General features: G+C 61.2%; 19 protein-coding genes. 10 read left to right on the top strand and 9 right to left on the bottom strand.

Going from position 1 to position 25,585, the window contains the following annotated elements:
* Positions 1-132 precede the first annotated feature (132 nt).
* Positions 133-1,647: an aldehyde dehydrogenase family protein gene (locus X730_RS162615; RefSeq protein ID WP_023754985.1), complete on the top strand. Its 1,515-nt coding sequence runs from the start codon at positions 133-135 to the stop codon at positions 1,645-1,647.
* Between the two features lie 207 nt (positions 1,648-1,854).
* On the opposite strand, the gene X730_RS162620 is transcribed toward X730_RS162615, so the two are convergent.
* A complete protein-coding gene (locus tag X730_RS162620) occupies positions 1,855-2,724 on the bottom strand; it encodes a hypothetical protein (protein WP_023754984.1) in 870 nt (289 codons plus the stop codon).
* 583 nt (positions 2,725-3,307) lie between these two features.
* Between X730_RS162620 and asnB (X730_RS162625) the strand changes: the two genes are divergently transcribed.
* Genes asnB (X730_RS162625) through nadE form a run of 4 tightly spaced genes read left to right on the top strand, consistent with a single transcriptional unit; the run spans position 3,308 to position 8,103 of the window.
* Positions 3,308-5,245: an asparagine synthase (glutamine-hydrolyzing) gene (gene asnB, locus X730_RS162625; RefSeq protein WP_023747181.1), complete on the top strand. Its 1,938-nt coding sequence runs from the start codon at positions 3,308-3,310 to the stop codon at positions 5,243-5,245.
* Between the two features lie 22 nt (positions 5,246-5,267).
* Positions 5,268-5,531: an acyl carrier protein gene (locus X730_RS162630; RefSeq protein ID WP_023671787.1), complete on the top strand. Its 264-nt coding sequence runs from the start codon at positions 5,268-5,270 to the stop codon at positions 5,529-5,531.
* 23 nt (positions 5,532-5,554) lie between these two features.
* Positions 5,555-7,102, top strand: a complete 1,548-nt coding sequence (locus tag X730_RS162635) for an AMP-binding protein (protein ID WP_023754983.1) — start codon at positions 5,555-5,557, stop codon at positions 7,100-7,102.
* Positions 7,099-8,103 carry an NAD(+) synthase gene (gene nadE / locus X730_RS162640; protein WP_023825391.1) on the top strand — a complete coding sequence of 335 codons (1,005 nt, stop codon included), beginning with the start codon at positions 7,099-7,101 and terminating at the stop codon, positions 8,101-8,103. Before X730_RS162635 ends, nadE begins: the two co-directional genes overlap by 4 nt.
* 134 nt (positions 8,104-8,237) lie before the next feature.
* On the opposite strand, the gene X730_RS162645 is transcribed toward nadE, so the two are convergent.
* The 5 genes from X730_RS162645 to X730_RS162665 form a co-directional block, all read right to left on the bottom strand.
* Positions 8,238-9,353 (bottom strand): hypothetical protein, encoded by a 1,116-nt coding sequence (locus X730_RS162645; protein ID WP_023671790.1) that lies wholly within the window; start codon positions 9,351-9,353, stop codon positions 8,238-8,240.
* The gene (locus tag X730_RS162650; protein ID WP_081726034.1) at positions 9,350-10,009 is read right to left on the bottom strand and encodes a HemK/PrmC family methyltransferase; all 660 of its coding nucleotides are present in this window, start codon (positions 10,007-10,009) and stop codon (positions 9,350-9,352) included. Before X730_RS162650 ends, X730_RS162645 begins: the two co-directional genes overlap by 4 nt.
* A 238-nt stretch (positions 10,010-10,247) precedes the next feature.
* The gene (locus X730_RS162655; protein WP_023825390.1) at positions 10,248-11,354 is read right to left on the bottom strand and encodes a glycosyltransferase; all 1,107 of its coding nucleotides are present in this window, start codon (positions 11,352-11,354) and stop codon (positions 10,248-10,250) included.
* A gap of 1 nt (position 11,355) precedes the next feature.
* Positions 11,356-12,969 (bottom strand): GumC family protein, encoded by a 1,614-nt coding sequence (locus tag X730_RS162660; RefSeq protein WP_031196492.1) that lies wholly within the window; start codon positions 12,967-12,969, stop codon positions 11,356-11,358.
* A gap of 218 nt (positions 12,970-13,187) precedes the next feature.
* A complete protein-coding gene (locus tag X730_RS162665; protein ID WP_210164506.1) occupies positions 13,188-14,546 on the bottom strand; it encodes a VpsF family polysaccharide biosynthesis protein in 1,359 nt (452 codons plus the stop codon).
* Between the two features lie 283 nt (positions 14,547-14,829).
* Here X730_RS162665 and X730_RS27545 point away from each other — a divergent pair, with 283 nt between their 5' ends.
* Positions 14,830-15,933 carry an acyltransferase gene (locus X730_RS27545; RefSeq protein ID WP_196814781.1) on the top strand — a complete coding sequence of 368 codons (1,104 nt, stop codon included), beginning with the start codon at positions 14,830-14,832 and terminating at the stop codon, positions 15,931-15,933.
* Positions 15,934-15,975: 42 nt separating this feature from the next.
* On the opposite strand, the gene X730_RS0132960 is transcribed toward X730_RS27545, so the two are convergent.
* Positions 15,976-16,890: a hypothetical protein gene (locus X730_RS0132960; protein ID WP_245261280.1), complete on the bottom strand. Its 915-nt coding sequence runs from the start codon at positions 16,888-16,890 to the stop codon at positions 15,976-15,978.
* A 734-nt stretch (positions 16,891-17,624) separates the two neighbouring features.
* Between X730_RS0132960 and wecB the strand changes: the two genes are divergently transcribed.
* The 3 genes from wecB to X730_RS162685 are packed head-to-tail and all read left to right on the top strand — an operon-like array spanning position 17,625 to position 20,909.
* Positions 17,625-18,779, top strand: coding sequence for a UDP-N-acetylglucosamine 2-epimerase (non-hydrolyzing) (gene wecB / locus X730_RS162675; RefSeq protein WP_023825388.1), 1,155 nt, complete (start codon positions 17,625-17,627; stop codon positions 18,777-18,779).
* The gene (gene wecC, locus X730_RS162680; RefSeq protein ID WP_023686301.1) at positions 18,772-20,109 is read left to right on the top strand and encodes a UDP-N-acetyl-D-mannosamine dehydrogenase; all 1,338 of its coding nucleotides are present in this window, start codon (positions 18,772-18,774) and stop codon (positions 20,107-20,109) included. Before wecB ends, wecC begins: the two co-directional genes overlap by 8 nt.
* Positions 20,106-20,909, top strand: a complete 804-nt coding sequence (locus tag X730_RS162685; RefSeq protein WP_023725122.1) for a WecB/TagA/CpsF family glycosyltransferase — start codon at positions 20,106-20,108, stop codon at positions 20,907-20,909. Before wecC ends, X730_RS162685 begins: the two co-directional genes overlap by 4 nt.
* Positions 20,910-20,949: 40 nt before the next feature.
* Here X730_RS162685 and X730_RS162690 read toward each other — a convergent pair whose 3' ends face one another.
* Positions 20,950-22,389 carry a polysaccharide biosynthesis C-terminal domain-containing protein gene (locus X730_RS162690; RefSeq protein WP_023754976.1) on the bottom strand — a complete coding sequence of 480 codons (1,440 nt, stop codon included), beginning with the start codon at positions 22,387-22,389 and terminating at the stop codon, positions 20,950-20,952.
* A 167-nt stretch (positions 22,390-22,556) separates the two neighbouring features.
* Between X730_RS162690 and X730_RS162695 the strand changes: the two genes are divergently transcribed.
* On the top strand, positions 22,557-23,675 hold the full coding sequence (locus X730_RS162695) for a glycosyltransferase family 4 protein (RefSeq protein WP_023671802.1): 1,119 nt from the start codon (positions 22,557-22,559) through the stop codon (positions 23,673-23,675).
* Between the two features lie 18 nt (positions 23,676-23,693).
* Here the strand turns inward: X730_RS162695 and asnB (X730_RS162700) are convergent, their stop codons facing one another.
* Entirely contained in the window at positions 23,694-25,583 is a 1,890-nt protein-coding gene (asnB, locus tag X730_RS162700; protein WP_023754974.1) for an asparagine synthase (glutamine-hydrolyzing), read from the bottom strand.
* Positions 25,584-25,585: the final 2 nt, after the last annotated feature.

The raw sequence follows: 25,585 nt of genomic DNA, 5'->3' as shown, positions 1-25,585 counted from the left end.
CATGCCGGGGTGGCGATTTTCCCCTGAAACGAGTAATGGCACGCCATGACAGCGCCTGCGGCATGCGGGCGATAATGGCGCCAAGGCTCGACCGCCGCCCTATGATGGCGAGCGGATCTGAAAGGGACAAAAATGACGATAGCGAAGGAAACGGCCGAACTTCTGGCGAAACTGGGTGTGGCCAAGGACGCGCTGACCGGCGGCGACCTCGTCGTGCGCAGTCCGGTGACGGGTGAACAGATCGCGGCGCTGAAGACGATTTCGCCGGCCGATGCGGCCAAGACCATCGATGCCGCGCACACGGCGTTCCAGGCCTGGCGGATGGTGCCGGGTCCCCGGCGCGGCGAACTGGTGCGGCTGCTCGGCGAGGAGTTGCGCGCGCACAAAACCGAGCTCGGCCGGCTGGTGTCGATCGAGGTCGGCAAGATCCCGTCGGAAGGCCTCGGCGAAGTCCAGGAAATGATCGACATCTGCGATTTCGCCGTCGGCCTTTCCCGCCAGCTCTACGGTCTAACCATCGCCACCGAGCGTCCGGGACATCGCATGATGGAGACCTGGCATCCGCTCGGCGTCATCGGCGTCATTTCGGCCTTCAACTTCCCGGTCGCGGTGTGGTCGTGGAACGCGGCGCTCGCGCTGGTCTGCGGCGACGCCGTGGTGTGGAAGCCCTCGGAAAAGACGCCGCTGACGGCGCTCGCCTGCGAGGCGATTTTTGCCGGCGCGGTCAAGCGCTTCGGCGCAGATGCGCCGCAGGGCCTGGCACCGGTGCTGATTGGCGACCGCTCCGTCGGCGAGATCCTGGTCGACCACCCGAAGGTGGCGCTGGTTTCGGCCACCGGCTCGACCCGCATGGGCCGGGATGTCGGCCCGCGTCTGGCCAAGCGCTTTGCCCGCGCCGTGCTCGAACTCGGCGGCAACAATGCCGGCATCGTCTGCCCGACCGCCGATCTCGACATGGCGCTGCGCGCCATCGCCTTTGGCGCCATGGGCACCGCCGGCCAGCGCTGCACGACGCTGCGGCGCCTGTTCGTGCATGACAGCGTCTATGACGCGCTGCTGCCGCGGCTGAAGAAGGCCTATGAGAGCGTCTCGGTCGGCAATCCGCTGGAGACGTCTTCGCTCGTCGGGCCGCTGATCGACAAGGCGGCCTTCGACGCCATGCAGAAGGCGCTCAAGGAAGCCACCGCTCACGGCGGCAAGCTGACCGGCGGTTCGCGGGTCGAGAATGGCCATCCCGATGCCTATTACGTGCATCCGGCGCTGGTCGAAATGCCGAAGCAGGTGGCTCCCGTCACCGAAGAAACCTTCGCGCCGATCCTCTACGTGATGAAATATTCCGATTTCGATGCCGTGCTCGACGAGCACAATGCGGTCGGCGCCGGACTGTCGTCGTCGATCTTCACCCGCGACCTGCAGGAATCCGAGCGCTTCCTCGGCGTCGATGGTTCGGATTGCGGCATCGCCAACGTCAACATCGGCACGTCGGGCGCCGAGATCGGCGGCGCGTTCGGCGGCGAGAAGGAAACCGGCGGCGGCCGCGAGAGCGGCTCCGATGCCTGGAAGGCCTATATGCGCCGCGCCACCAACACGGTGAACTATTCCAAGGCGCTGCCGCTGGCGCAGGGCGTGTCATTCGACATCGATTGAGATGCTGCGCCCGGCTTTTGACCAGTTGATCCACCCGAACCCGTCGGGCGGATCGCTGCCGCTCGCGCGGATCGTTCCGCTTTCAGGCTTCGCCCCCGCTGTCCAGATGTCCGTATCCCGACGGCGGAAAGGCCACCTCGGCCATGCGCCCGGACGGGTCCTCGCGGTCGGCACGACCGGCTGCGCAACAGCGTCTGCGCCGAACGTTCAGCCAGCGTGCGGCGACGCCGGTCGGCAGGCCTCGAACGCGGCATCGATAACGGCAAGCTTGGCGGCCTGCACGGTCATGTATTCCTGGTAGAAGCTGTTCGAGACCCACATTACCGAATGCCCGCGCTTGCCCATCCAGCCGACGCTGCCGAGCTTTTCGGCGTCGCGCAATTTGCGCGCAAGATGGGTGCGCGAGAGTTTTAGCCAACTGGCGAATTCGCCGATCGAAACCACGCTGGTCGGGATCCGGTCGAGGCCGGCATTGTCGGGATCGATGCCGGACATCAGCCAATCCATGACGATGCCGCCATTGTTGAGCCAGATGAACAGCGAAAACGTCTGCTTGGGCTCACGCACAGGGTTGGAGGAGAGCAAGCCTTCCGCCACCAGCGGCTGCAGCCTGGCAATCATGCCGTGCTGCTCGAGAAACGCGGCGAGGCGGTTGCCGCTGTCGAGACCGTCGAGCGTGCGCAGATGCGCAACCACCCAGCCGTCGAATTCCTTCAGCGTCGCTGCCGTCACCTGAAAGGGATGGGCTCGTCCATCACCGGTGTGCGGCAGGTATTCGATGATGTGATAGTATAGCATCTCCTTGATGAAGGCTTCGGCCGTGTTGCGGCTAGCGACGGAATAGTGAAGCACGGCATCGATGAAGCGGGCCAGTGTCAGTTCCGTGCGGGGATCGCGCGGGTCGCGGGCGAAATGCAGGGCTAGGCCGGTGTGAGCCAGCAACCAGCGCTGTTGCGTGGCGAACACGGCGGCCAGGCGTGGGCTCGTTTCATAGATATGCAGCAACGCCTTCGACTGCGCCTCGACATGACGGTGCAGCGCCGGATGGCCGGCAATATATTCGAAATTCAGCGCCATCCTCCTCGTCCTCCGGCCAGCCCCCCGGCAGCGAAGACGTGCAATCACATTTCCAGCCTTAGCCGCCCGTGTCCGGCCATGCCAACCCGGACAAAAGGCCTAGAGCGATCAACCGTTCTACAGACACGTTGAAACCCCCGTCATCTCTTGATTTCGAGGCAAATTGCTTGAGAAGCGCCGCGCGCTTGTGCAGAGAAAACCGTGTCACACTTTTTTGGAAACGCTCTGGTCCGTTCGCGCCTAGGGCGTGTCGGAAAACGCTAAGCCATTGCAACCGTTGAAAAACCTACCGCAATAATAGTCAGCCCGGCAGCCTGCGGTTGAATTTGCCTTAAGATCGCCAGCACGTTGCGCGCGGTCCGTTTGTATCCAGGCGGTTCGCCACGTCGGAGCGCCTGGGCTATCGTTCCGGCTATTACGGCCGCAAGCGCGAGGTGATGGAGAGCCATCGCGTCCTAGCCACGAAGACCACATCGTGGCAAACTTCTTGTTAACCACATGCCCGGTGAAATTATCGGATTAACCCCAGATGCCACTATCGAGGTTATGTTCCGTACCTTAGCGTTCAATATGAGTTCAAGGGATGTGTGGATTCGGGGGTTATTTCGGGTCAATCCGGGATGCGGAAGCTTTGCTCACGCACATGGTAGCCGCAATTGCCCATCGTGGGCCGGATGAGCAAGGGAAATTCGTAGCACCCGATGCCGGGCTCGGGCATGCGCGGCTGTCGGTGATCGGCATCGGCGATGGCCAGCAACCGATGTCCGACGAGGCCGGCAATTTGACGATTGCGTTCAACGGCGAGATTTTCAACTACATAGAACTGCGCGAAGGGCTGATCGCCAAGGGCCGGGACTTTCGGACGTCGAGCGACACAGAGGTCATCCTTCAGCTCTATGAGGAGATGGGCGAAGACTGCTTGTCTCTCCTGAACGGTGATTTCGCCTTGGCGATATGGGACAATCGGCAGCGACGAATGGTGCTTGCACGAGACCGCATGGGTGTCCGGCCGCTGTTCTACACAAGCAAGGACGGGGTGCTTTACTTTGCCTCGGAGATCAAAGCCCTGCTGAAGGTCCCGGGCGTCTCCGCTGAAATTGATCCGGTTGCGCTGGATCAGATCTTTACGCTGTGGGCGCCGATCGCTCCGCGCACGGCGTTCCGCAATATCCACGAGTTGGAACCGGCAAGTGTGATGATCGCGACGCAGGGGCAGGTCACGGTCAAACGGTACTGGCACCTGGACTATCCGCATCGTGATGAGCCGTCGAAGATCACGAACGAGGACCACGCGGCAGAGGAATTGCAAGCCCTTCTGACCGATGCGGTGAGGCTTCGCATGCGGGCCGACGTGCCGGTCGGTTCCTATCTTTCCGGAGGGCTCGATTCGTCGCTTGTTTCGGCGCTTGCCGCCGGCATGACTCCTCGGAGACTGGAGACATTTTCCGTAACCTTCGACAGCGCCGAGCATGACGAAAGCGCCTTTCAGACCGAAATGGCCTCGGCGCTCGGCACGCGCCACCACGCCATAGAATGCGGCGCCCGCGATATCGCCAGCGTCTTTCCTGAGGTCATCCGCTTTACCGAGCGGCCGATCATCCGCACGGCGCCAGCGCCACTCTACAAATTGTCCGCGCTGGTTCGCCAGGCCGGCCTGAAGGTGGTGCTGACGGGTGAAGGCGCCGACGAGGTCTTCGCCGGCTATGACGTCTTCAAGGAGGCGCGTGTCCGCCGGTTCTGCGGGCGGCAGCCCACATCGCGCATTAGGCCGCAGCTGTTCCGCCGGCTTTACCCGTATCTGCCGGGCCTGCAACAGCAATCGGTGGAGTATCTGGCTGCCTTCTTCGGCACCAGCAACGCTGCCCTCGACGATCCGCTGTTCTCGCATCGGCCACGCTTCAAGACAACGGCGGCGGCGAAAATCTTCTTTTCCGGCGACCTGCGCGCGACGTTGAAGGGTTATGACGCAGCTGAAGAGCTGACCAGCCGCCTACCCGAGGCGTTTTCCCTATGGCATCCGCTGCATCAGGCGCAATATCTCGAAACCCGCTTCCTCCTGCCCGGCTACATCCTCTCCAGCCAAGGCGATCGGATGGCCATGGCGCACGGCATCGAAGGGCGGTTTCCTTTCCTGGATCATCGCGTGGTAGAGTTCGCGGCAAGACTTCCGCCGGAGATGAAACTGAAAGGCTTGATGGAGAAGCACATATTGCGCAAGGTGGCCAGGCACCACCTTCCGGCGGCGATCGGTAAACGCACCAAGCAACCTTACCGCGCCCCGGAGGCCCGCTCCTTCGTCCGGGCGGAGGAACTAGACTATGTTCGTGACTGCCTGGGCGAGGCGAGCATTACTGCCGGCGGCCTGTTCAACGCCAAGGCGGTGGCCAAGCTCCACGAGAAATGCCGCATGGAGACCGCGACCGGATTTCGCGACAACGCCGCCTTCGTCGGCATTCTGTCGACGCAGCTGTGGCAGAAGAATTTCGCCGGCCAAGCGGTCGGCGCGGCAAGAGCGGCCTGAGACGGCGAGGAAAAGGAAAGACATGATGACGGCAATCAAGGACAGGGTCAGAAGCTTTATCGTCGATAACTTCCTGTTCGGCGACACCTCCTACAAACTGTCGGATTCAGCCTCGCTGATCGAGAACGACATTATCGACTCGACTGCGGTACTTGAGCTGGTGGCCTTCATCGAGGACAATTTCGGCATCGCGATGGTGGACGCCGACATCGTTCCGGCCAACCTGGACTCGCTTGACCGCATCTCGTCCTTCATCGAGGCGAGAGCACAAACGCTGGCAGCGTAAGCGCCAACGGCGAGGAACGTCCCGTGCGGATCGAGCATTTTCTGGTGGCGAAGGCTGCTGCCCACCCGGCCAAGACGGCATTGGTCACCAAGGGCAAAAGGCTGAGCTACGAAGAACTCGACGACCTTTCGAGCCGGCTGGCCACCGCTCTCTTCATGAATGGGATCAGGCGCGACGACCGCGTCCTGATCTTCATGGACAATTGCTGGGAGGCCGCCGTATCGATCTTTGCCGCACTCAAGGCAGGTGCGACCTTCAGTCCGATCAACCCCTCCACAAAGGCCGACAAGCTCGGTTACATCATCGCCGATTGCGACGCCAGGGCGGTCCTGACGCAGGCGAAGCTGATGCCCGTGGTCACCGAAGCCTGCGCATCGCAAGGCAAGACCGGCATCTTCGTGGCTTCCACTCCTGAGGCCGATGGGCAATGCCCGGCAGGGGCCGCGTCCCTGACTGACTGCCTGACGTTCGATAGCGCGGAGGTGAACCATCGCGGCATCGACGTCGACCTTGCGATGCTGATCTACACGTCAGGTTCGACCGGCCGGCCCAAGGGTGTGATGATGACGCATCGCAATTGCGACGCTGCCGCGGGGTCGATCGCCACCTATCTGCGCAACGCGCCGGACGACATCATCCTGAACGTCCTCCCGCTTGCCTTCGACTATGGCCTCTACCAGTTGCTGATGGCAGTCAGGCTCGGGGCCACGCTGGTGCTCGAGAAGTCCTTCGCCTTCCCGCACGAGATCTTCGAACGCATCCGCAAAGAGGGCGTCACCGGCCTTCCGCTGGTGCCCACCATGGCGGCGATGATCCTGCAGATGCGTGATCTGGCGCCGGGTTTCCTGCCCAGCCTCCGCTATATTTCCAACACCGCGGCCGCCTTGCCGCCAGCCCACATAGAACGCCTGCGCTCACTGCTGCCCGGCGTCCGGATCTATTCGATGTATGGGCTGACCGAATGCAAGCGCTGCACCTATTTGCCACCCGAGGAACTTGACCGCCGGCCAGGGTCGGTCGGCATAGCCATCCCCAACACGGAAGCCTTTGTCGTCGACGACCTTGGACAACGCGTGCCGGCGGGCGTGGCAGGTGAGCTCGTTATCCGCGGTCCGCACGTCATGCAGGGCTATTGGCGCAACCAGGCCGCGACGGAACGAGCGCTCCGGCCGGGGCCTAACCCTTGGGAAAAGGTGCTCTATACGGGCGACCTGTTCCAGACCGACGAGGACGGCTTTCTCTATTTTGTCGGGCGTAAGGACGATATCATCAAGACGCGTGGCGAGAAGGTCGCCCCCAAGGAAGTGGAGGCAGTGCTCCACGCCCATCCAGGTATCGCGGAAGCGGTGGTCGTCGGCGTGCCGGATCCGGTGCTGGGGCATGCGATCGGCGCGCTCGTCGTGCGGTCCGATCCGGCGCTTGGCGGAAAGGACATCATTCGTCACTGCGCGCGGCACCTGGAGGATTTCATGGTCCCCAAAATCATAGAGTTCCGCAGCGAATTACCGAAGACGGAGTCGGGCAAGGTCAGCCGCCGGCTCGCGGCTGAGATGATGGAGGCCGAGCAATGAACATCGGCTCAACCCAGGATGCGCGGGCCTTCACGCAAGCCCTGGTCATCGATCCCGCCGCCGAAACGGACAGGATCGTGGCGGCCCTGCGCGAGCAGTTGCGCGGCATTCGCAAGCGCGGACTCGTGCTCGGTCTTTCGGGCGGTGTAGATTCCAGCGTTTCGGCTGCATTGGCCGCGCGGGCCGTCGGCCACCAGAATGTGCTGTGCGTCCTCATGCCGGAAAGCGATTCCGACCCCGAAAGCCTGCGGCTCGGCCATCTGGTCGCCGACACTTTCGGCGTCGAGGCCGTTGTGGAGGATATCGGGCCGACCCTGCGGGCAATGGGCTGCTATGAACGCCGCGACGCCTTCATCCGCGAATTGGTCCCGGACTATGGCAAGGGCTGGGCCTCGAAGATCGTGATCGCGAACGTGCTCGAAGGCGAGGGCTACAACATCTCGTCGCTGGTGGTGCAGGACCCGCAAGGCAAGCAGACGAAATTGCGGATGCCGGTGGCTGTCTATCTCGGCATCGTTGCCGCCACCAACATGAAGCAGCGCACCCGCAAGCAGCTCGAATATTATCATGCCGACCGGCTGAACTTCGCCGTGCTCGGCACACCGAACCGGCTGGAATACGACCAGGGGTTCTTCGTCAAGAACGGCGACGGCGCCGCCGACTTCAAGCCGATCGCGCATCTCTACAAGACGCAGGTCTATGCGCTAGCCGCCTATCTCGGCATTCCGGAAGAGGTCCGCAACCGGCCGCCGACCACCGACACCTACTCGCTGGCGCAGACGCAGGAAGAATTCTACTTCTCCCTGCCTTACGATCGGATGGATCTGTGTCTCTACGGCCTCAACAACGGCGTGTCCGCCGAGGTGGTAGGGCAAGCGGCGGGATTGACCGCCTCACAGATCGAACGCGTCTGGGCCGACATCGCCGCCAAGCGAAAGGCAACGCGCTATCTGCACCTGCGCCCGCAGCTCGTTGACGGCGTGGACGAAGTCGGCTCCTGACCTATGCATATCGAGCAAAAGTGATCCGGTCTTGCGATACGACATGCATGAAAGAAATACTAAGCTCTTGTCTTTACGCAATTCCGGACGGAAAGCCGCGCACCCTTTCCTGGAATTGCTGTAGGCGGAACGCTTCAGGTGAAGCGGCCGCCGATCAACTGGCTCCACTGCTCGCCCGCAAGCCCGTTCAGAAAGACCTGCGCGTTCTTCATGGCATCGAGAAGCTCGGGATCGCGTGAATGCACGACGGTCGAGGCGACCGGTATGAAGGCTATGCGTCTTACAAGCATGGCGTCCAGAAGCGCGGGCTGGACGCGGCCGCGCAAGCCGGAGACACCGCGCCGGGCGGCATGCTCGACCAGGCAATCGATCACCGGCCCGGCCTGGCCGGGAAGAGCGAGGACCTGCAGCACGCGGCCGATCCCGTCCGGTCGCGCGTAATAGGCGAAAGCGCCGACATTGGCGCCGTTCGGCGATGCCACCGACACGTAGACAAGCTCTCCGAAATCCGGCTTTTGCGCCGCATCGCCCAGAATATGGTTGAGCTGACCTTCCGCCCACTGCGGACGTAGCGGAAATTGGGCGCAAAGCGGCTCCAGCAGCCCCGCAAAGCTGCCGCTGTCGATCTCGGAGGCCCGAAATGCCCCCCGGCTCGATGCGTTGGCGACGACGCCGGTCCAGCGTCGTTGACTGCCCTTCATTTTGCGAAGGTAGAGCCGGTCGACGATCCGGGCGAGCGGGTTGAACATCCAGGCAAGCTTCATGTGATTGGCAAAAAGGCTGAGCATGAAGGTCGCCGGCCGCATCACGCGAACCCAGTCAAGGCTGTATTGCGGCAGCACAACGCCGCGAAGCCGCGTCCACAGTTTCACGGACGTATCATTGGCGGTTTCGCTGAAGGAGATGTCCTGCGGACCATCGAGGAAGGCCTTCAACAGGCGGGCACCGGCCATCGGATCGGTCTCGTGATCCTCGACCATCAGCGAGCTGCAGATGGCAGCGTAGAGCTGCCGGCCGTTGAATTTCATTGGCAGCGCATGAACGCCGACGAACCCGGAAACCTGGCCGGCGTCATTGACATGGACAAGCGAACGGAGCCCGCTGCCCCAGTCGGGTGCGTCCAGATAAAACCGCCTCATGTAATCGACGAGGGAGGCCGGCGCTGGCCCCCGCTTCTTGCGCAGCATGCGTTGAAACATGCCCGCGACGGCCGCAAGGTCGGCCTGATCGAGGGCGCGGACGACGCTCACGCCGGGCTCCCGGTTCCGGGAACCCGGCCACCATGTTTGCGCGCCATGGCGACACGGGGCTGGCCGTCGGCCGTCACGGCAAAGGTTGGGGTTTCGTAGGATTTCGTTCTCGATAAAAGGGTTGCTATCTGCCGATCTTGACCTTCGCCGAACTCAAACAGCAGCCATCCGCCTGGCTTGAGGAAAGCTGCGGCATCCCGGACCAGCCTTTGGAGGATCGAAATACCGTAAGGGCCGCCGTCGAAAGCTTCCCGAGGTTCGTTCTCCAACAGATGCGCGCTTTCGCTATCGAGACGGGACGACGAAATATAGGGCGGGTTGCACAAAACCATGTCGGCAGCGCCGTGGAGGCCGTCACCCTCGATCGCGGCAAATAGGTCGCCTTGCCGGACCTTGATCCTGTCCTGCAGGGCGAGGCGCACAACATTGCGGCGGGCAAGCGAAACCGTGCTGTCGGTCAGGTCCGCCGCCCATGCCCGAGCCCGAGGACATTCGCTGACGATGCCCACGGCAAGATTGCCGCTGCCGCAGCACATGTCGATCAGGATCGTTTCGTGCGCCTGTTCGCCAAGAATGGCCGCGGCCGTCCGGCCAAGCAGTTCCGTTTCGGCTCGCGGCACCAGGACGTCAGGCGCGAGTTCCAGCTCAACCCGCATGAAGCGGTGCAATCGCGGCCAATTGCGATCGTTTGCACGGCCGGCAGGAAGGCTGTGATGCTGCGGCAAGGAAAATCCCTATCCTGAGGATAAAACGCGGGTTCCCTGTTGTTACCAACTCCGGGTAAATTGATGTTAAAGATCATGATTGGATTGGGAGTAACCGGCCTATGTTGGCGGCGTCCTGTCCCATCAATGGCGGATTCCTGTGCCGCCGCAAGCCGATCCATGCGCTAATTCAGAGCAACGCCTCGTACCGGTCTCCGATCTTTTCAATTTCGAAATCCGCCGCCCTGCTTTTCAGGATCGCGGCGGTTGTCGGCTGGTCGAGCATTCCGGCCATCGCCACTGCCAGGGCCGCGGCATCGCCGACCGGCACCAGGGCGCCGAAGCGGCCGTCATCAAGTATTTCGCGCGGGCCGTGCGGCGCGTCCGTGGAGACCACCGGAATCCCCGCTGCCATGGCCTCGACCAGAACATTGCCGAAGCCCTCGCTGGTCGATGATAGGACGAACAAGTCAGCTACGGCGTAGCAGGCCGCCGGATCATTGACATAGCCCGCAAACAGAACGTCTGCGCCGATACCGGATTCTTCGGCATAGGCGCGCAGCTCGTCGGCCAGCGGACCCTCGCCGAAGATGACAAGCCGGGCCCGGCGGCCGGCGCGCAGCACAGCGAAGGCCCGCAGCAACGTCCAATGATCCTTAACCGGCACCAGGCGTCCGGCGGTGATGATGACGGGGCCGTCGCCCATCGCCGCGAGCTCTGCCTGCCAGGCGTAGGAGCGTTGCTGGGATGCCGCAGCCGGCGGCAGCGGGTTGTTGATGACCACGACCTTGGATTTCGGGAAGCCTCGGGCCACAAGATCGCCGCCGACACCCTCAGAAACCGCGATGGCCCTGGTGGCGCGGGCCGCAACCAGGGCCGAAAGCCAGACCGCCATTTTCGCGCCAAGGCTGCCGGAAGGCAATGAGGCGGCGGCGTGGAAACTCGGGAAGAACCGCGCCCTGCTTCGCGCGAGGGAAAGCGCCAGCGCCACGACCAGATTGGCGAATTCCGGGGCGCTGTAGATCGCGTCGGGAGAAAGGCGGCCAAGCAGGCCCGCGCTTCGCACGATGCCTTTCAATGTCGCCCACTTGCCATAACCCTCGCCGCGAATGGGGAGGCCGAAATCGACCAGATGCACGGCAGGCGAAAGCAGGGCGGCATTGGGCCCCTGCGCGTTCCAGGTAAAAAGCGTGACGTTGTGGCCGCGCGATGCCAGCTCGTTCGCTATCAGGACGAACACACGCTCGGCGCCGCCGCCCCTGAGGCTGGCAATGTGAAAGACAATCCGCTTCGCCATTTCAGGCGCGGCTGGCAATGACATCCGGGCGGTTCGGCGGAAGCCGCATGTCGCGCACGATACCCAGGGTAATGGCGAGCAACATGCCGAGGATCATGCCGCCAATGGCCCCCAGGCCGATCATCACGACGGTGCGCGGGGGCCATGAACGGCCCTTTGGCGGCACTGCGGTGGAAATCACCTGCACATTGGTGCTGTCGATCTGTTCGCGCTCGGTTATCTGGCGTGCCCGCGACAGGAAGCTCTCATAGATAGCCGTCTTCGACGCGGCGTCACGTTCAAGCTCACGCAAGGCGACCTCGGAATCGCTATCCGAGAACACGTTGCCCTTCAAGTCATTCATCTTGGCATTGAGGGAGGCCGACGAGGTTTTGGCGGCATCGAGATTGACCTTCGCCAAGCGCAGGGTGCGCGCGTATTCGGCGCTGAGTTGCGCGCTGACCGTGTTGTACTCCGTCTTAAGCCTGACGATCGACGGATGACGGGGGCCAAAGGTCATCGACTGCGAATCGATCTGCTGGCGCAGGCCGTTGGCCGTTGCGCGCAGCGCCACAAGCGCCTCCGACGTGGCGGGACCGGAATTGGTGCCGTTTGCGCCGGCGGCAAGCAGGGCGTCGTAACTTGCCTGCGCGGCGATGACGCGCGATTGCGTCTCCACGATCTGGCCGTTGAGCTGGGTCATGGTTTGCGAGGAAACAAGCTGCCCATTGCTGGTGGCCAGATTGTGGCTGCGCCTATAGGCCTCGACCTTCTCTTCGGCCGCCTGCACATCGCTCTTGAGCTGGCCCAGCCGCCCGTCCAGCGCGGCCGCGGCACGGCTGGCGCCGGAAGCCTCGGCGCTGGCCAGCTCTTCCTGGAAAGTCTTGACGATATCCTGCGAAATCAGGATCGCCTTGGCGGGGGTTTCCGCCGATACCATCAAGGTCGTGACAAACGACTTTTCATCCGCGATGCTGCCAACCCGTTCCGCCAGGTTCTTCAGGGCGGTAAGCTTTGGATCGGGTTTGGCGCCGTCCGTCCCTGTGCGGCTACGGTCCGCGTCGAAGAACTCCGGGTCACTGGCCAGGTCAAGATCGTCTACAACACGTGAAAGCACGCTGCCCGAGGTCAAGATGCGCTCTTTGCTGCGCGCGCTGAGCAGCTGTCCATCGACCTGGGCCGATTGCGGGTAAAGATCGTTCGGAACAACCTGAAGATTGGCGGGATTGATGAGGATGTCCGTGGTCACGGTGTAGCGCTGCTTGCTCAGCAGAGCGTAGGCACCGCCGATGATCCCGCCGGCTATTGCCAGCAGGCATACCAGAGCGAGGCCGGCGCGCAGCCAGACAAACAGACGCCCGAAATCGAGTTCGAGAAAGGTTCCGATCTTGTTGAGCGTCACCGTCGTGACGGGCTCGGCTACAGGCGGCGCCACGGGTGCAGGCGACACAGGGGCCGACGTTACAGGGGCCGACGTTACAGGGGCCGACGTTACAGCGGGTGCCGCCGCATGTGCCATGATCGGCGCGGTTTGTTGCGGCTTTGGCCTGCTGGCGCGCCGCGCATTTTCGATCCGTTCATAGGGGCTAATGCCGGCGGCGGCCGCGGCTGGAGGAGGACCGGAAGCGGCGGACATCATGCTAACCCTTTAATATTCAATACGCACAGCCTGCTTTACGGAAACATCGTTAACATTTCATTTTCCAGGCGTGTCAGGCGCGTTCCGGAACAGCGATCTATCCACCCTTGGTCGGTATTCTGCCACGCCCGTCGTAGCCTGGCAAAGCGTGCAGGCGTTTCAAATGGAAATACAAGAGGTCGTCGCGAGGGCACCCGCAAGGAGCGGGCTTGGCGTCATGTCGCTGTTGATGCTGGTTGGCCTTGAAGGGGCGTGCCGGTTTGGCGCCCATCCGGCTTTCGATAAGCGAGCAACAAGATGACGAGCAGCATGATATCCGGCGCCTTCGAAGAAAGGGCATTGTTTGACAATGCCGCGAGGATGGACGCGGCCGCTGCGATATGGGCGGCCCGAGGCGTATTGCGCAGGAGCTTGAAAAGGAACCGGAAGAAAGCAAACGCGAAGAGCAGGGCGATCGGCAGGCCGAACAAAAGCGTAAGAACGACCGGCGTGCTTTCGATGAAGGGGAGGTTGAGCTTTTCGTTGACGATCTTCAACAACTCGTTGGGATTCATGCCAAGCAGGATGTCCCTCCATTCAACGAACTTGAATACATCGTAGATCTTGACGCGCGCGTCGTAATTTTGATCAAAGAGCGTGTTGCTGAAGCGGTCCAGCAGCCCCGCCGAAAAGAGTATCGCAATCAGTATGGCGCCACCGGCCAGCGTCAGCATCAGCACCAGGAGTTTGGCCTGGCGTTGATGTCTGGGTGACAAGTCCGGCCAAGGCAGGAACACGAGCAGGAACAGGATCTCGCCGCAAGCGAGCAGCAGGGCGGTGCGCGCGCCCGAAGCGGCCGTGCCGATGAAGAGAATGAAGATGCAAAGCGCGCACACCCAGATACGCCACCGCGTCAATGCAACGAAACCTATGGCGGTGGTGCAAAGCGCGCCCAGCGCCAGCGGATGGGCCGACAGTCCGATCGGCCGAAAGTCCAGCTCAACGAGGGGATAGGGCAGGAATCGATGCTGGGTGACGGCCTCGATCGTTCCGATGATGGCGCTGAGGACGATCATGCCGACGATGACATTGCCAAGCGCCCTGCGCACATGGTCACCCAAGGCAAGCATGATCATCGCCGCGGCACAAGAGACCAGATAGGAATCGATTATGAAGCCGGCCGAGCCGGCACGGCCTATCACGAAGAGATAAGGCACCAGCCACAACAGCAGCAGCGAATATAACAATGTCGCCTTGAACAGCCTGACTTCATCGCCTTCGAGCCGAATTGGCCGGGTCGTGGCGATGACGACAAGCAGCAGAAAGATCGCATAGGTCCCGATATGCAGCTTTTCGGGAAACGACCCCCCCTCCGTCGAATAGGACATCACCATATTCATCAACTGCGGCGAGATGGTCGAGCGGAGCAGGAAAGCGAAGGCCGCGAGGAGAAAGAACAGGAGTGTGAGGGCGTCTTGGCGGCTGGCCTGCGCGGTCACGAACTGTTGCTCTGTGGGGGTGACACTCACGATTATCCGACCAGCGTTGCGGCTTGCGATTGAGACGGCAGGGGACGAACGCGCCCCCGGGTACATTTTCCTGCACGAACGTAAAGGAATATGGATAACCCGATCTTAACAGTGGCGATGCCCGGCATGGGCCGCCACATGTCAGCTTTGCCGAAAAGCCGGACACCGCTCATTGAGATCTCACCAAAGTGCGCCGCGTGGGAACGAATGCAGGCAATGCACTTGCGCGACATGCATCGGCAGCCGGATTTACGCTATTTCATGAACTCGGTAACCCACACTTAATTGGCCGGTCGTATTGATGGCGATGCTTTGCACGGCGCCCGACGCGCTGCCTGTGGACGGCACAATGGCATCAGGCGCCGGCAAAGCGCAGGAGATCAAGGTGAAGAAATTCTATTCGATTCAGTATCTTCGCGCCTGCGCCGCCTTGCTGGTTCTGTTCGCACACGCCTTTTCCTATCAGATTGGCGTGGACAATCTGATTATCGTGACGGCGGGCCGCCTGGGCGTCGTTCTGTTCTTTGTCATCAGCGGTTTCATAATGGTCCATATTACGGGAGATGGTCTGTTTTCCGCTGCCACCTTCCTGAAACGCCGAGCAATCCGGATCATCCCCCTTTACTGGCTTTTCACCAGCCTCGCCGCGGTTCTGGCGGCGCTCGTGCCAAGTCTCTTCCAGAAGACCGTCTTTACATGGCCCCACTATCTTCAGTCGCTCCTCTTCATTGTTCACGAAGCGCCTGGACGGGATAGCGCCAGTCCAATCCTCTCACTCGGCTGGACGCTCAATTACGAGGTATTTTTCTATATCGCTTTTGCGGTGTTCGCATTCCTGTCCGTGACCTCGCGCGTATTTGTGCTGACGGTCTTTTTCATTGCGATGTGGATAGCCGGGCTGTGGCTGGCTCCCACCAACCCTGTTATCCAGTTCTATCTCAACCCTTCTCCGGTGGCATTCGTCATCGGCATGTGGATAGGGCGGCGCTATTTGGACGGTGATTTCACTTCCGACATACGCCATGCTTGGATATTCGGCGTAATGACCGCTGCAGGCGTGGTGCTTTCATTCGTCGATGACGGTACGCCGCTCTTGGGTCAGATCAGCTTCGCGGGACAAGCAATGTGGGCGGCGGGCCTACTTCATCTCAGCCTCATTCTGGAGCCGAAACTCAAGCACTGGAGCCTTCTCGAGCAGTTGGGCGACGCTTCCTACGCGCTTTATCTGTCGCATATCTTCGTGATCGGCGCTGTGGCGTACCTGGCCAGACGCACCGTCGGATACGAGCATCCGACAACGGTATTGTTGGTGTCGGTGGTCAGCATCGTGGCAGCCTGCCTCGTCAGTCTGGTGATTTACGAGATGATCGAGAAGCCGATTCTTCAGACCCTGAACGGCAGAAGGAAGACGAGAAACACACCGCTTCCTCATATTGCCACGGAGAACAAATAAGCAGGCCACGCAACGGGACGCTCACGGCTTTCAGCGCTTCAGTCAGCCCGCGCTGTCCACGACCTCGACATTGCCGGCGCGGTTAAGCGTATGAATGCCCGTGCGTGCCCATGCCGGACCCGCGCCGATCGGCCGGGGCGAGGCAAAACGGACATCGGACGCGTCGAGTCGCTCAAGCCGCATCAGCCCCAGACCACCGCCATAGGCCCTCGATCCGTTCTGCACCGGCAGCACCAGGGCATCGTCGTGGCGGATAAAGGCGCCGCCCGGCCGGGTGGCCGAATGATCGACGGCAATGGGATTGAGCGGATGGGCGACCCATGGCCCGCGCAGCGAGGGTGCGCAATAGACCGCCATCGTGTCCGACGCGCTGCCGTAGCCGAACCGCTCCGTTCCAACCAGCCAGAAGCGACCGTCGGATTCGAGCAGCGTCGCGTCGTTGAAATCCCTGTCCGCCATCAGCACCGTGTCGCGGACCCAGCGGTCGGGAAACTGCGCGGCGCGATAGAGCACAAGTTCGCGAGCCGAACCACTTTCGGGGATCATGAAAATCTCGCCATCGTGTGCGAACACCTGCGGATACGACAGGTGGTGCGCTTCCTCCAATACAACCCTTGGAACACCGAAAGTGCCATCGTCACCGAGCTCGGCGACGGAAATCACGCCACGACTCGTCGCGTAGGGGAATTCCTCGACAAACAGATGATGGCGGCGGTCGGCCTCGAAGACGAACGGGTCGGCATAGAAGCGTTGGCCATCGTCCGGCAGGACTGTGAACGGTTTGCCGTCGAGTTGCCCGGTTTCGGCGATGCCTGGTCCGTCGATCACCCGATAGGCAACCTGCCAATAGAAGGGGCGTCGTCCCCGCCTGATTTTTTGCACGGCGCGATCGATCAAAGCCCTGCCAAAAAAGGGCACATAGTGTCGAACAAAACTGTCGTTCTTCAGGATCGGCACCGGGTTGTCGCTTACCGGCACAAGCTTGCCCGCAAAGAAGCGGGCGACGGTTTGCATGATCAGCGACATGGCGCCGGCGAGCAGGTCGTTGCAGCTTCGAGATAGCCAGAGCCTGTCTGCCAGCATCGGTCTAGCCTGGGCCACGACAACGCCATCGAGGCGAGCGCCAAGTTCAGGCAATTGTCCGCTCGCCAACATTGCGGCAACGCCGGCTGGAAAGCTGTTGCGACCGCAAAATTCGAGCCTCAGGACTGGCGCGTCTTGCCCCGTTGCGCTGGCAGTGAGATCTATGACGAGGTCCGGAGGGCCGCGATCGATGGGCGGCAACGGCTCGGACCGGCCCGCCAGCGAGGGACCGAAACGCCGGCTCTCGATCGCCAAGACAGTGTCCAGCCCCCGAGCGGTTGGCGCCGCCGCCGGCGCGTGGCAACTCGAGACCACGTAACCAGCCGCATCCAACCGCATAAAAAGCTCATTTTCCCAGCGCCGGGATCCGACGGCGTGGCCGATGATTAAAATATTAGTCAACCCAAGTTATTCTCGTTAAAGCAAAAAATGGCTTGCTCTGGTATCTTTCCCCACAGTTCCTGGCAAGGCTTGCCCAAGGGGGGCTGCGGACTCTAGCGTTAATCATACGTTAATTTTTTTGAATACGAAGGCGGTTCAGGGCGCTATTGTTAGGCTGAAAGCACATGTCAGCCGGGCGCCCACGCTTTCGGTGACCAGGGTCAACCATGAACGCCGTTTCACATCCGAGATTGCCCTCAAGGCGAAAACTGCTGATCGTGTTCGGCACGAGGCCGGAGGCGCTCAAATGTTTTCCGGTGGCGCGCGCCGCGCTCGCCCATCCAGGCTTTACCACGGAAATATGTGTGACGGGCCAGCATCGCGAGATGGTCGATCAGGTCATTGAATTGACGGGCCTACCGGTGCACTACGATCTCAACATCATGCAGCCAGGTCAGACGTTGTTCGACGTGACCTCGCGCGTGCTCCTCGGAATGGCGGGGGTGCTGGAGAAGGCGAAGCCGGACATCGTCATCGTCCAGGGCGACACAACCACCGCGATGACCGCGGCTCTAGCTGCCTTCTACAAGCGGATTCCGGTTGCCCATATCGAGGCGGGATTGCGCAGCCACAACATCAACTCTCCCTTTCCGGAGGAACTGAACCGCAAGATTGCCGGCAACATCGCCACTTGGCATTTTGCGCCGACCACCGAGGCGCGCGACAATCTCATCGCCGAAGGAAAGGCTGCGAACACCATCTTCGTAACCGGCAATACCGTGATCGACACGCTGCTGCATTTCTCCAGCGAGATCGATGCCGACAAGCTGATGAACGCCAAGCTCGCCGCTCGTTTCCCCTTCATCGATCCGACCAAGAAAATGATCCTCGTCACCGGTCATCGCCGTGAGAATTTCGATGGCGGCATCCAGAGGATCTGCACCGCGCTGAAGGCATTGTCGGCGCGCAGGGATGTGCAGATCATCTACCCGGTCCATCCCAACCCGAATGTGCGCTCCGTGGTCGACGCCGAAATCGGGACGGTGCCGAACATCCACCTGATCGACCCGCAGGACTATTTGCCGTTCCTGTACCTGCAGAAACAGAGCTACCTGGTGTTGACCGACAGCGGCGGCGTGCAGGAAGAGGCGCCTTCACTCGGCAAGCCGGTGCTGGTGATGCGGGAAAACACGGAGCGACCCGAAGGGATCGCCGCTGGTACTGCCCGGCTGGTCGGTACCGATATCGAAAAAATTCTGGCCAATGCCAATAGCCTGCTCGATGATGAGAGCGTCTATCGCGGCATGGCGGAGAGGCACAATCCATACGGCAATGGCCAAGCTGCGAGCCGGATCGTTGAGGAATTGCTGAATCATGGCTGAAATCAAAACCGTTTCCGTTATCGGCATGGGCTATATCGGCCTGCCGACCTGTGCCATTTTTGCCAGCCGCGGACTCGATGTCATCGGTGTCGATATCAACGAGGCGGTGGTCGCGAAGGTCAACCGCGGCGAAATCCACATCATCGAACCGGACCTGGATGGTTTGATCCAGAAAGTCGTCGCCAATGGCAAGCTCAAGGCATTCAGTACGCCTCAGCCGGCCGATGCCTATATTATCGCCGTTCCAACTCCGATCACCCCGGACCGCAAGCCGGATGTCAGCTACGTGCTTGCGGCAGCGCGAAGCATCGCTCCGGTGCTAAAACGGGACGACCTGGTGGTGCTGGAATCAACATCGCCGGTCGGTACGACGCGTGTCATGACAGCGCTGCTCGCTGAACTGCGACCCGATCTCAAATTTCCCGTCGCACATGGCGAGGAAGCTGACGTCCTGGTCGCCTACTCTCCTGAGCGCGTGCTGCCGGGAAAGGTGCTGACCGAACTGATCAACAATGATCGCTCGATCGGCGGGCTGTCCCGAAAGTCTTCGGAGCGGACAGCGGCACTCTATTCAAGCTTCGTCGCCGGCGACCTGTTCATAACCCAGGCCGAAAGCGCGGAACTGGTTAAGCTGACCGAAAATGCGTTCCGCGATGTCAATATCGCCTTCGCCAATGAGCTTGCGGCGGTGTGCCAGGATCTGTCGCTCAACGTCTGGGAGGTAATCGATCTCGCCAACCGGCATCCTCGCGTGAACATCCTGCAGCCGAGCCCGGGCGTGGGCGGCCACTGCATTGCGATCGATCCGTATTTTATCATCGACGCCGCACCGAACAATACGCGGCTGATCAGTTCGGCACGGCGCATCAATTCCGAGCGACCCTTGTCGGTGGTCAGGGACATCGAGGCATTGCTCGACCCGACCCGCAAGCAGACGATCGCCTGTCTTGGCCTCAGCTTCAAACCCAATATCGACGATATGCGCGAGAGCCCGGCTGTCGAGGTTGTTAAGCTTCTGTCCAAGATTCCCAATATCAAGATCGTCGCTGCCGAGCCCAATGCGCGTCAGTTGCCACACGAGCTCGAGGGCAGCGGCGTCATGTTCACCGATGCACTTTCCGCTATTGACCAATCCGATATCGTCGTCCTGCTGGTCGACCATCGACAATTCAATCTGATCGATCCCGAAGCGCTCAAGGACAAGAAGCTCGTCGACACACGGGGCCTGTGGACCTGGCGCAAGGCGCGCAAGCCCGACGCCCGCATCGAAGGCAAGAAATCCGAAATGGAACGCTCGCAGTCTCTCGCTCGCACCGGAGAAGCGGCATGAACTCGCATGACCCGGCATGGGCGCAACACTCCCTATTGGCATCACGCCGCCGCGAGTTTCTCGGTGCGACCATCCATGCGCTGACCATGGCCGAGACGCTGGCCATCGCAGACGAGGCGATGGCGACGCGGCGGCCGCTTCATCATGTTGTCGTGAACGTCGCCAAGCTTGTGAACATGCGCAAGAATGCCGAACTGCGCGAGGATGTCGTCGGGGCGGATATGGTCAATGTCGACGGCAAAGGCGTGCTTTGGGGCGCACGGCTCTGCGGCGTCGAGTTGCCGGAGCGTGTGACGGGCGTCGACGTCATGATCAACCTGCTTGCGCTGTGCGCCAAGCGTGGCTATCGCCCCTACCTGCTGGGCGCTGAACAGCACATTCTCGACGCAGTTGAAAGCCGACTTGCCAGAGATCATCCGAGCCTGGCCATTGCCGGCCGGCGCAATGGGTATTTCAAGGCGGAGGAAGAGGCCGCGATCGTCGAGGCCATCAACGCTTCAGGTGCCGACTGCCTGTTTGTGGCGATGCCCACGCCGAGCAAGGAGCGCTTTCTCAAGCGCTATCGCGACGTACTCGCTCCGAGTTTCGTCATGGGCGTGGGCGGCAGCTTCGACGTCTATGGTGGAAAGGTCGCCCGGGCACCGAAACTGGTTCAGGCGGCGGGCCTGGAGTGGCTGTTTCGCGTGGCGCAGGAGCCGCGACGCTTGTGGCGCCGCTACTACGATACCAACACCGCCTATGCACTGCTGCTGTGGCGTGAGTTCTGGTCTCGCCGGGGACGCCGAAACGTCAATCCGTAGGCTCGCGACTTTCAGACAAGCATGCCTCATTGCGCGGGATTTATGCGATCCGGAGCCGTGCCCTTAGCTTGCCGATGAACTGCGTCACGGCCGCGGGGTGAAACAACCAGGTCAGTCCCAGGAAAGCCGCAGCGCCGGCGACACCGCCCGCCGCGAGCGGAAAGATCGCCGGCATATTGCCCAGCGCAGTGCTGGCAACGCTGGCGGCCAGTCCGGTGCAGATAGAAATGATGGCCGAGACAGCGATGTCGCGCCAGGGAACCGGCACCGGCGTGAGCCTCTCGGCGATGACGATGCAGGCTGCAAGACCTGCCAGCGATCCGCCCGCCAACGCCAACGCCGCGCCAACCTCCGCCATGGTGGGGATCAACAGAAAAGACAGTGAAATCGTTGCCACCGAGCCGAAGGAATTGGCGATGATCAGCAACCACGGCCGCTTATGTGCGTGCACCACGACGCCATAAACGAAGCTTGTGAGATTGGCACAAAGAACGCTGAAGGCGATGATCGGAAACAGCAGACCGAAGCGACCATGATATTCCGCGGTCAGCAGGAGTCGCGTGATGTCGCCGCTGAGCGCGATAAGCATTGCTGCGACCGGCAGGCAAAGGCGTATCATCAAGGCCATGAGTTGCGACAACAACCGCCCGGACGCCTCGGATCCCTCTTCGTCGAAGCGGCTGACCACTTCTGGAAATGCGCCCATGTTGATTGCGTTGGCGACCATATCGATCGGCTGCCGAGCCAATGCGTAGGCGGCTGCGAAGACAGCCACCGCGCCGGCATCGTAGTAGAGCTTGAGGAAGACGCGTTCAGCGCTGTTGAGACCGAAACCGACCAGCGCCATGATGACGAGGGGCACGCCGAGGGCAAAAAACTCCTTGTGGGTGAAGCGCGGCGGGCCGCCAATAACGCGCCCGGATGCCACCACGCACGCCACGATGCCGGCAATCAGCACGGCGAGGCTCGAGCCGAGCGATACCGTCAGAAACGAGCGTTGGAAGATAAGGATGGCGGCGATCGGCAAGGCCAGTTGCAGCAGGCCGCGCAGATATTCAAGCATCGAATAGAGGGAATGACGCTGCTGCATTTGCAGCACCGTCAACGCGAACCGGCTGATGGAGCCGGCAATCAGATAGCTGCAGACGGCGATTGCAAATTCGATCCAGCGCTCCGGCACGATCACCGCCGAGGCGATCACGGATATGATCAGGGCCAGCACCGTGGTGGCAAGCAATACCTGTCCGGCAAGCATCAGGCTGCCACGGCTGACGTCGCCTTTTCCACCAAGCCGCAGCAAGGCAATGCGCAGCCAGTTGGTAACGGCAACATCCGTCATTTCGCCCACGGTGACCACCAGGGTCAGCAGGCCATACTCGGTCTGGTCGATCAACCGCGTCATGACGACCAGCAGGAGCAGAGCGGAAACCCGCGTCAGCAGAATAGCTGGGCCATAGATGAGTGTGGAACGGAGCAGCAAAGGGTTGTCCCGGAAAATTTGCCGTCGATTAACCGTTGACCGACGGGTATTCCAGCATGATGACGGCAAAGGGTGAACGGATACAGTTTGAACCAAAAGATTTGTCGTAAACCTTTTTTGGAACCTTTGCTTTACGGTCACCCGGCATCCGCAATCCAAATGGTGTCATGTTGCAGCGTCTCGCCCACAATAGAAAAATACATGTCCTGGTCGCAACGCCCTCGGGCGTTTCGGGACAAGGCGGCATTGACCGGATCATGGGGGCGCTGAAGCAGGAGTTCGAACGGCAAGAGATCGCCGACATCGATCTGCGCTTTCTTTCCAGCCGTGGCCCGGGACATGTCGGGCTTTCGATCTTCTACATGCTTGGTTTTTGCGCGCGGATGCTTGCGGCCCGCCTCGACAGACGCGCCGACGTCATTCACATCAATATATCGGTCTCCGGCAGCACCTATCGCAAGATGATGATCGCCGCCTGCGCCAGGCTGTTGTCGATACCATATGTCCTTCATCTGCATGGGGCGCAGTATCAGACATTCTGGAAAGATGATCATAGTTTCATGAGCCGCCGTATCAGGGCTCTGTTCGAGCATGCCGGCCGGGTGATTGTCCTGGGGGGGCTTTGGCGCGATTTCGTCGCCAGCCGGGCACCGGCGAACGGCGGCAATATTGTCATCGTTCCCAACGCCACGGCAGTTCCTTCCCTGGCGCATGTCGGCGGAGGCGATCACGTGCACATCCTGTTCCTCGGCCGCATCGGCGAGCGAAAGGGCGTGCCGCAGTTGGGCGAGGCGCTGGAGCGGATGAAACATCTCAGGGGTTGGCGTGCCACGATCGCCGGCGATGGTGAGGTCGAGCCGGCACGAGCGAGGTCGGTCGCTCTAGGGATTGCCGACCGTATTGCTTTTCCGGGCTGGGTGGGACCTGACGAGGTCGCATCACTGATCGCTTCGGCCGATATTCTGGTGCTCCCCTCGTTCGCCGAAAATCTGCCAATGTCGGTGATCGAAGGCATGGCGGCCGGCCTGGCTGTCGTGGCCACCCCGGTTGGCGCGGTCGAGGACATCATCACCCACGAACAATCCGGTCTGTTGGTGCCGCCCGGCGATGTGGCGGCGTTGACCGAGGCGTTAACTCGGCTGGTCGAGGATACGGCGCTGCGCGCGCGGCTTGGCGCCGCCGCCATGGCGGTGCACCGGGAAAGGCTTGAGCTTGCACCGTTTGTCGACGCGATCTGCGATGTCTGGAGATCGGTCGCGTCCGAGGCGCGATCGGTCAAGCGCTGACGCTGTCCTTCATTGTCGTCACTGCGGCGGGCCAAGCGCGAATTCGCGGTGGAATATCTCCAGGTTCAAAAGCGCCCATATCAGTTTTTCGTGGTCCGCGGCGCGCTCGGCGTGCTCCGTGACAATCTGGTCCAGCTTCTTGGCGCTCAAATAGCTACGGATGACCGAATGGGACGAACACAGATGGTCTCGTACATAATCGCTCATCGACCCGCGGAACCATTCGGCGACGGGCACCTTGAAGCCGATCTTTGGCCGGTTGAGGGCCTCGTCGGGAACCATGCCGGCCATGCAGTCGCGCAGGATCTGTTTGCTGCCCAGGAGACCGAGCCTGTAACGATCGGGCAGCTGGCTGACGAAGGAAACCAGATCGCGATCAAGGAATGGCATTCGCCCCTCGATTGAACCGGCCATCATCATCCGGTCGCCCCGTTCCAAGAGGTTGTCGGGCAACCACGATGTCTGATCAAAAAACAACACACGGCGCAGATGGGATTCCGTCACACTCGAAGAGAACGGGAAATCGTTGCGGTCATGGCCGCAAGTGGCCAACCCACCGAGGAGCGAATCGCGTTCCCGCGCCGTCATGGCTCCAAACCAGGAGATCATCCGGGTTGCAAAGTCCCGTTCACCCGCGCTTCGGGCAAATATGTCGAACTTGGCCGATGCGCCGGGCAATGCGCGCATCAAAGGGGCGAGGAGATTGTTGTGAAGCGACGCTGGAACAAGTGACCGGTAGACACCCGCCAGAGACTCTGCGCGATGTTTGGGGTAGCCGCCGAGTATCTCGTCCGCACCTTCGCCCGTAAGCACCATCTTGACGTCCTGCGAGGCTCGAACCGACATCAGGTAAATTGGAATGTCCGTACTTTGTGAAACAGGTGCCCCCCGATGGCGGACCATCTTGGGCAGATGATTCATCAGGTCATCCGCCTGGATGACGATTTCGCAATGATCGGTCTTGAAATGATCGGCGACGCGCCGGGCGAATGGAAGCTCGCTGTAAGCCTGTTCGCTGAAACCGACCGAAAACGTACGAATGGGGTTGTCGCTGTGCCTGGTCATCAGGGCAACGATTGCCGACGAGTCGAGGCCCCCGGACAGAAAGGCGCCAAACGGCGCATCACTGCGCATCCTGATCTCGACAGAACGGTCGAGCAATTCCAGAAATCGCCGCTTGGCGGTTCCTGGATCGATATCCGCTGTCAGATCGGTCTGATCCGGGGGCGCATAGTAGCGCGTTTCCGTTACTTCCCCTTGCGACCACACAGCGTAGCTTCCCGGGTTGAGCTTGCGGATCTGTTTGAAAAGCGTCCGCGGTCCAGGCACGTAACGCCAGGTCAGATACTCGCGCACTCCATCCAGATCGAGCTGCTGGCCATCTGGCTGCGCAGACAACAACGCGCTGATCTCCGAGGCAAACGACAGCAAATTTCTGCCTTGCATGAGGTAAAGGGGTTTTTTTCCAAAGGGGTCGCGAGCGAGGATCAATTCGCGCCGTTGAGCGTCCCACAGCGCAAAAGCGAACATCCCGCTCAATCGGTCGAACATGGCCAGGCGCCACTGGTCATAAGCCCTGAGCAGCACTTCCGTGTCGGAGCGTGTGCGAAAACGGTGGCCGAGACCGATCAACTCCTCACGCAACTCGATGTAGTTGTATATTTCGCCGTTGAAAATAATCCGGAGCCGTCCGTCCTCGGTCTGCATCGGCTGATTTGAATCGGCGTTTAAGTCAATAATCGCCAGGCGGCGATGCACCAATGCCAACTGGTCCTCGCCTGTGTTCAGGTCCAGGAGTTCGATGCCTTCGGCATCGGGACCACGATGCTGCAAGGCATTCGACATCCCGGCGGCCCGATCTTGTGGCTTCTCGACCCTGCGCCCAATCCAGCCGGCAATTCCGCACATTC

Origin of the sequence: Mesorhizobium sp. L103C131B0 (genome assembly GCF_000502275.1) — a bacterium.
Lineage (GTDB): Bacteria > Pseudomonadota > Alphaproteobacteria > Rhizobiales > Rhizobiaceae > Mesorhizobium.
Note: the sequence above shows the minus strand (reverse complement) of the source record. Positions and strands in the feature narration are given on the sequence as shown.

Bases quoted from the DNA above. Each gene is read 5' to 3' on its own strand.
- X730_RS162615 (WP_023754985.1), top strand. From the start codon at position 133: ATGACGATAGCGAAGGAAACGGCCGAACTTCTGGCGAAACTGGGTGTG.
- X730_RS162620 (WP_023754984.1), bottom strand. From the start codon at position 2,724: ATGGCGCTGAATTTCGAATATATTGCCGGCCATCCGGCGCTGCACCGT.
- asnB (WP_023747181.1), top strand. From the start codon at position 3,308: ATGTGTGGATTCGGGGGTTATTTCGGGTCAATCCGGGATGCGGAAGCT.
- X730_RS162630 (WP_023671787.1), top strand. From the start codon at position 5,268: ATGATGACGGCAATCAAGGACAGGGTCAGAAGCTTTATCGTCGATAAC.
- nadE (WP_023825391.1), top strand. From the start codon at position 7,099: ATGAACATCGGCTCAACCCAGGATGCGCGGGCCTTCACGCAAGCCCTG.
- X730_RS162650 (WP_081726034.1), bottom strand. From the start codon at position 10,009: ATGCGGGTTGAGCTGGAACTCGCGCCTGACGTCCTGGTGCCGCGAGCC.
- X730_RS162655 (WP_023825390.1), bottom strand. From the start codon at position 11,354: ATGGCGAAGCGGATTGTCTTTCACATTGCCAGCCTCAGGGGCGGCGGC.
- X730_RS162660 (WP_031196492.1), bottom strand. From the start codon at position 12,969: ATGTCCGCCGCTTCCGGTCCTCCTCCAGCCGCGGCCGCCGCCGGCATT.
- X730_RS162665 (WP_210164506.1), bottom strand. From the start codon at position 14,546: ATGTACCCGGGGGCGCGTTCGTCCCCTGCCGTCTCAATCGCAAGCCGC.
- X730_RS27545 (WP_196814781.1), top strand. From the start codon at position 14,830: ATGGCATCAGGCGCCGGCAAAGCGCAGGAGATCAAGGTGAAGAAATTC.
- wecB (WP_023825388.1), top strand. From the start codon at position 17,625: ATGAACGCCGTTTCACATCCGAGATTGCCCTCAAGGCGAAAACTGCTG.
- wecC (WP_023686301.1), top strand. From the start codon at position 18,772: ATGGCTGAAATCAAAACCGTTTCCGTTATCGGCATGGGCTATATCGGC.
- X730_RS162685 (WP_023725122.1), top strand. From the start codon at position 20,106: ATGAACTCGCATGACCCGGCATGGGCGCAACACTCCCTATTGGCATCA.
- X730_RS162695 (WP_023671802.1), top strand. From the start codon at position 22,557: ATGTTGCAGCGTCTCGCCCACAATAGAAAAATACATGTCCTGGTCGCA.
- asnB (WP_023754974.1), bottom strand. From the start codon at position 25,583: ATGTGCGGAATTGCCGGCTGGATTGGGCGCAGGGTCGAGAAGCCACAA.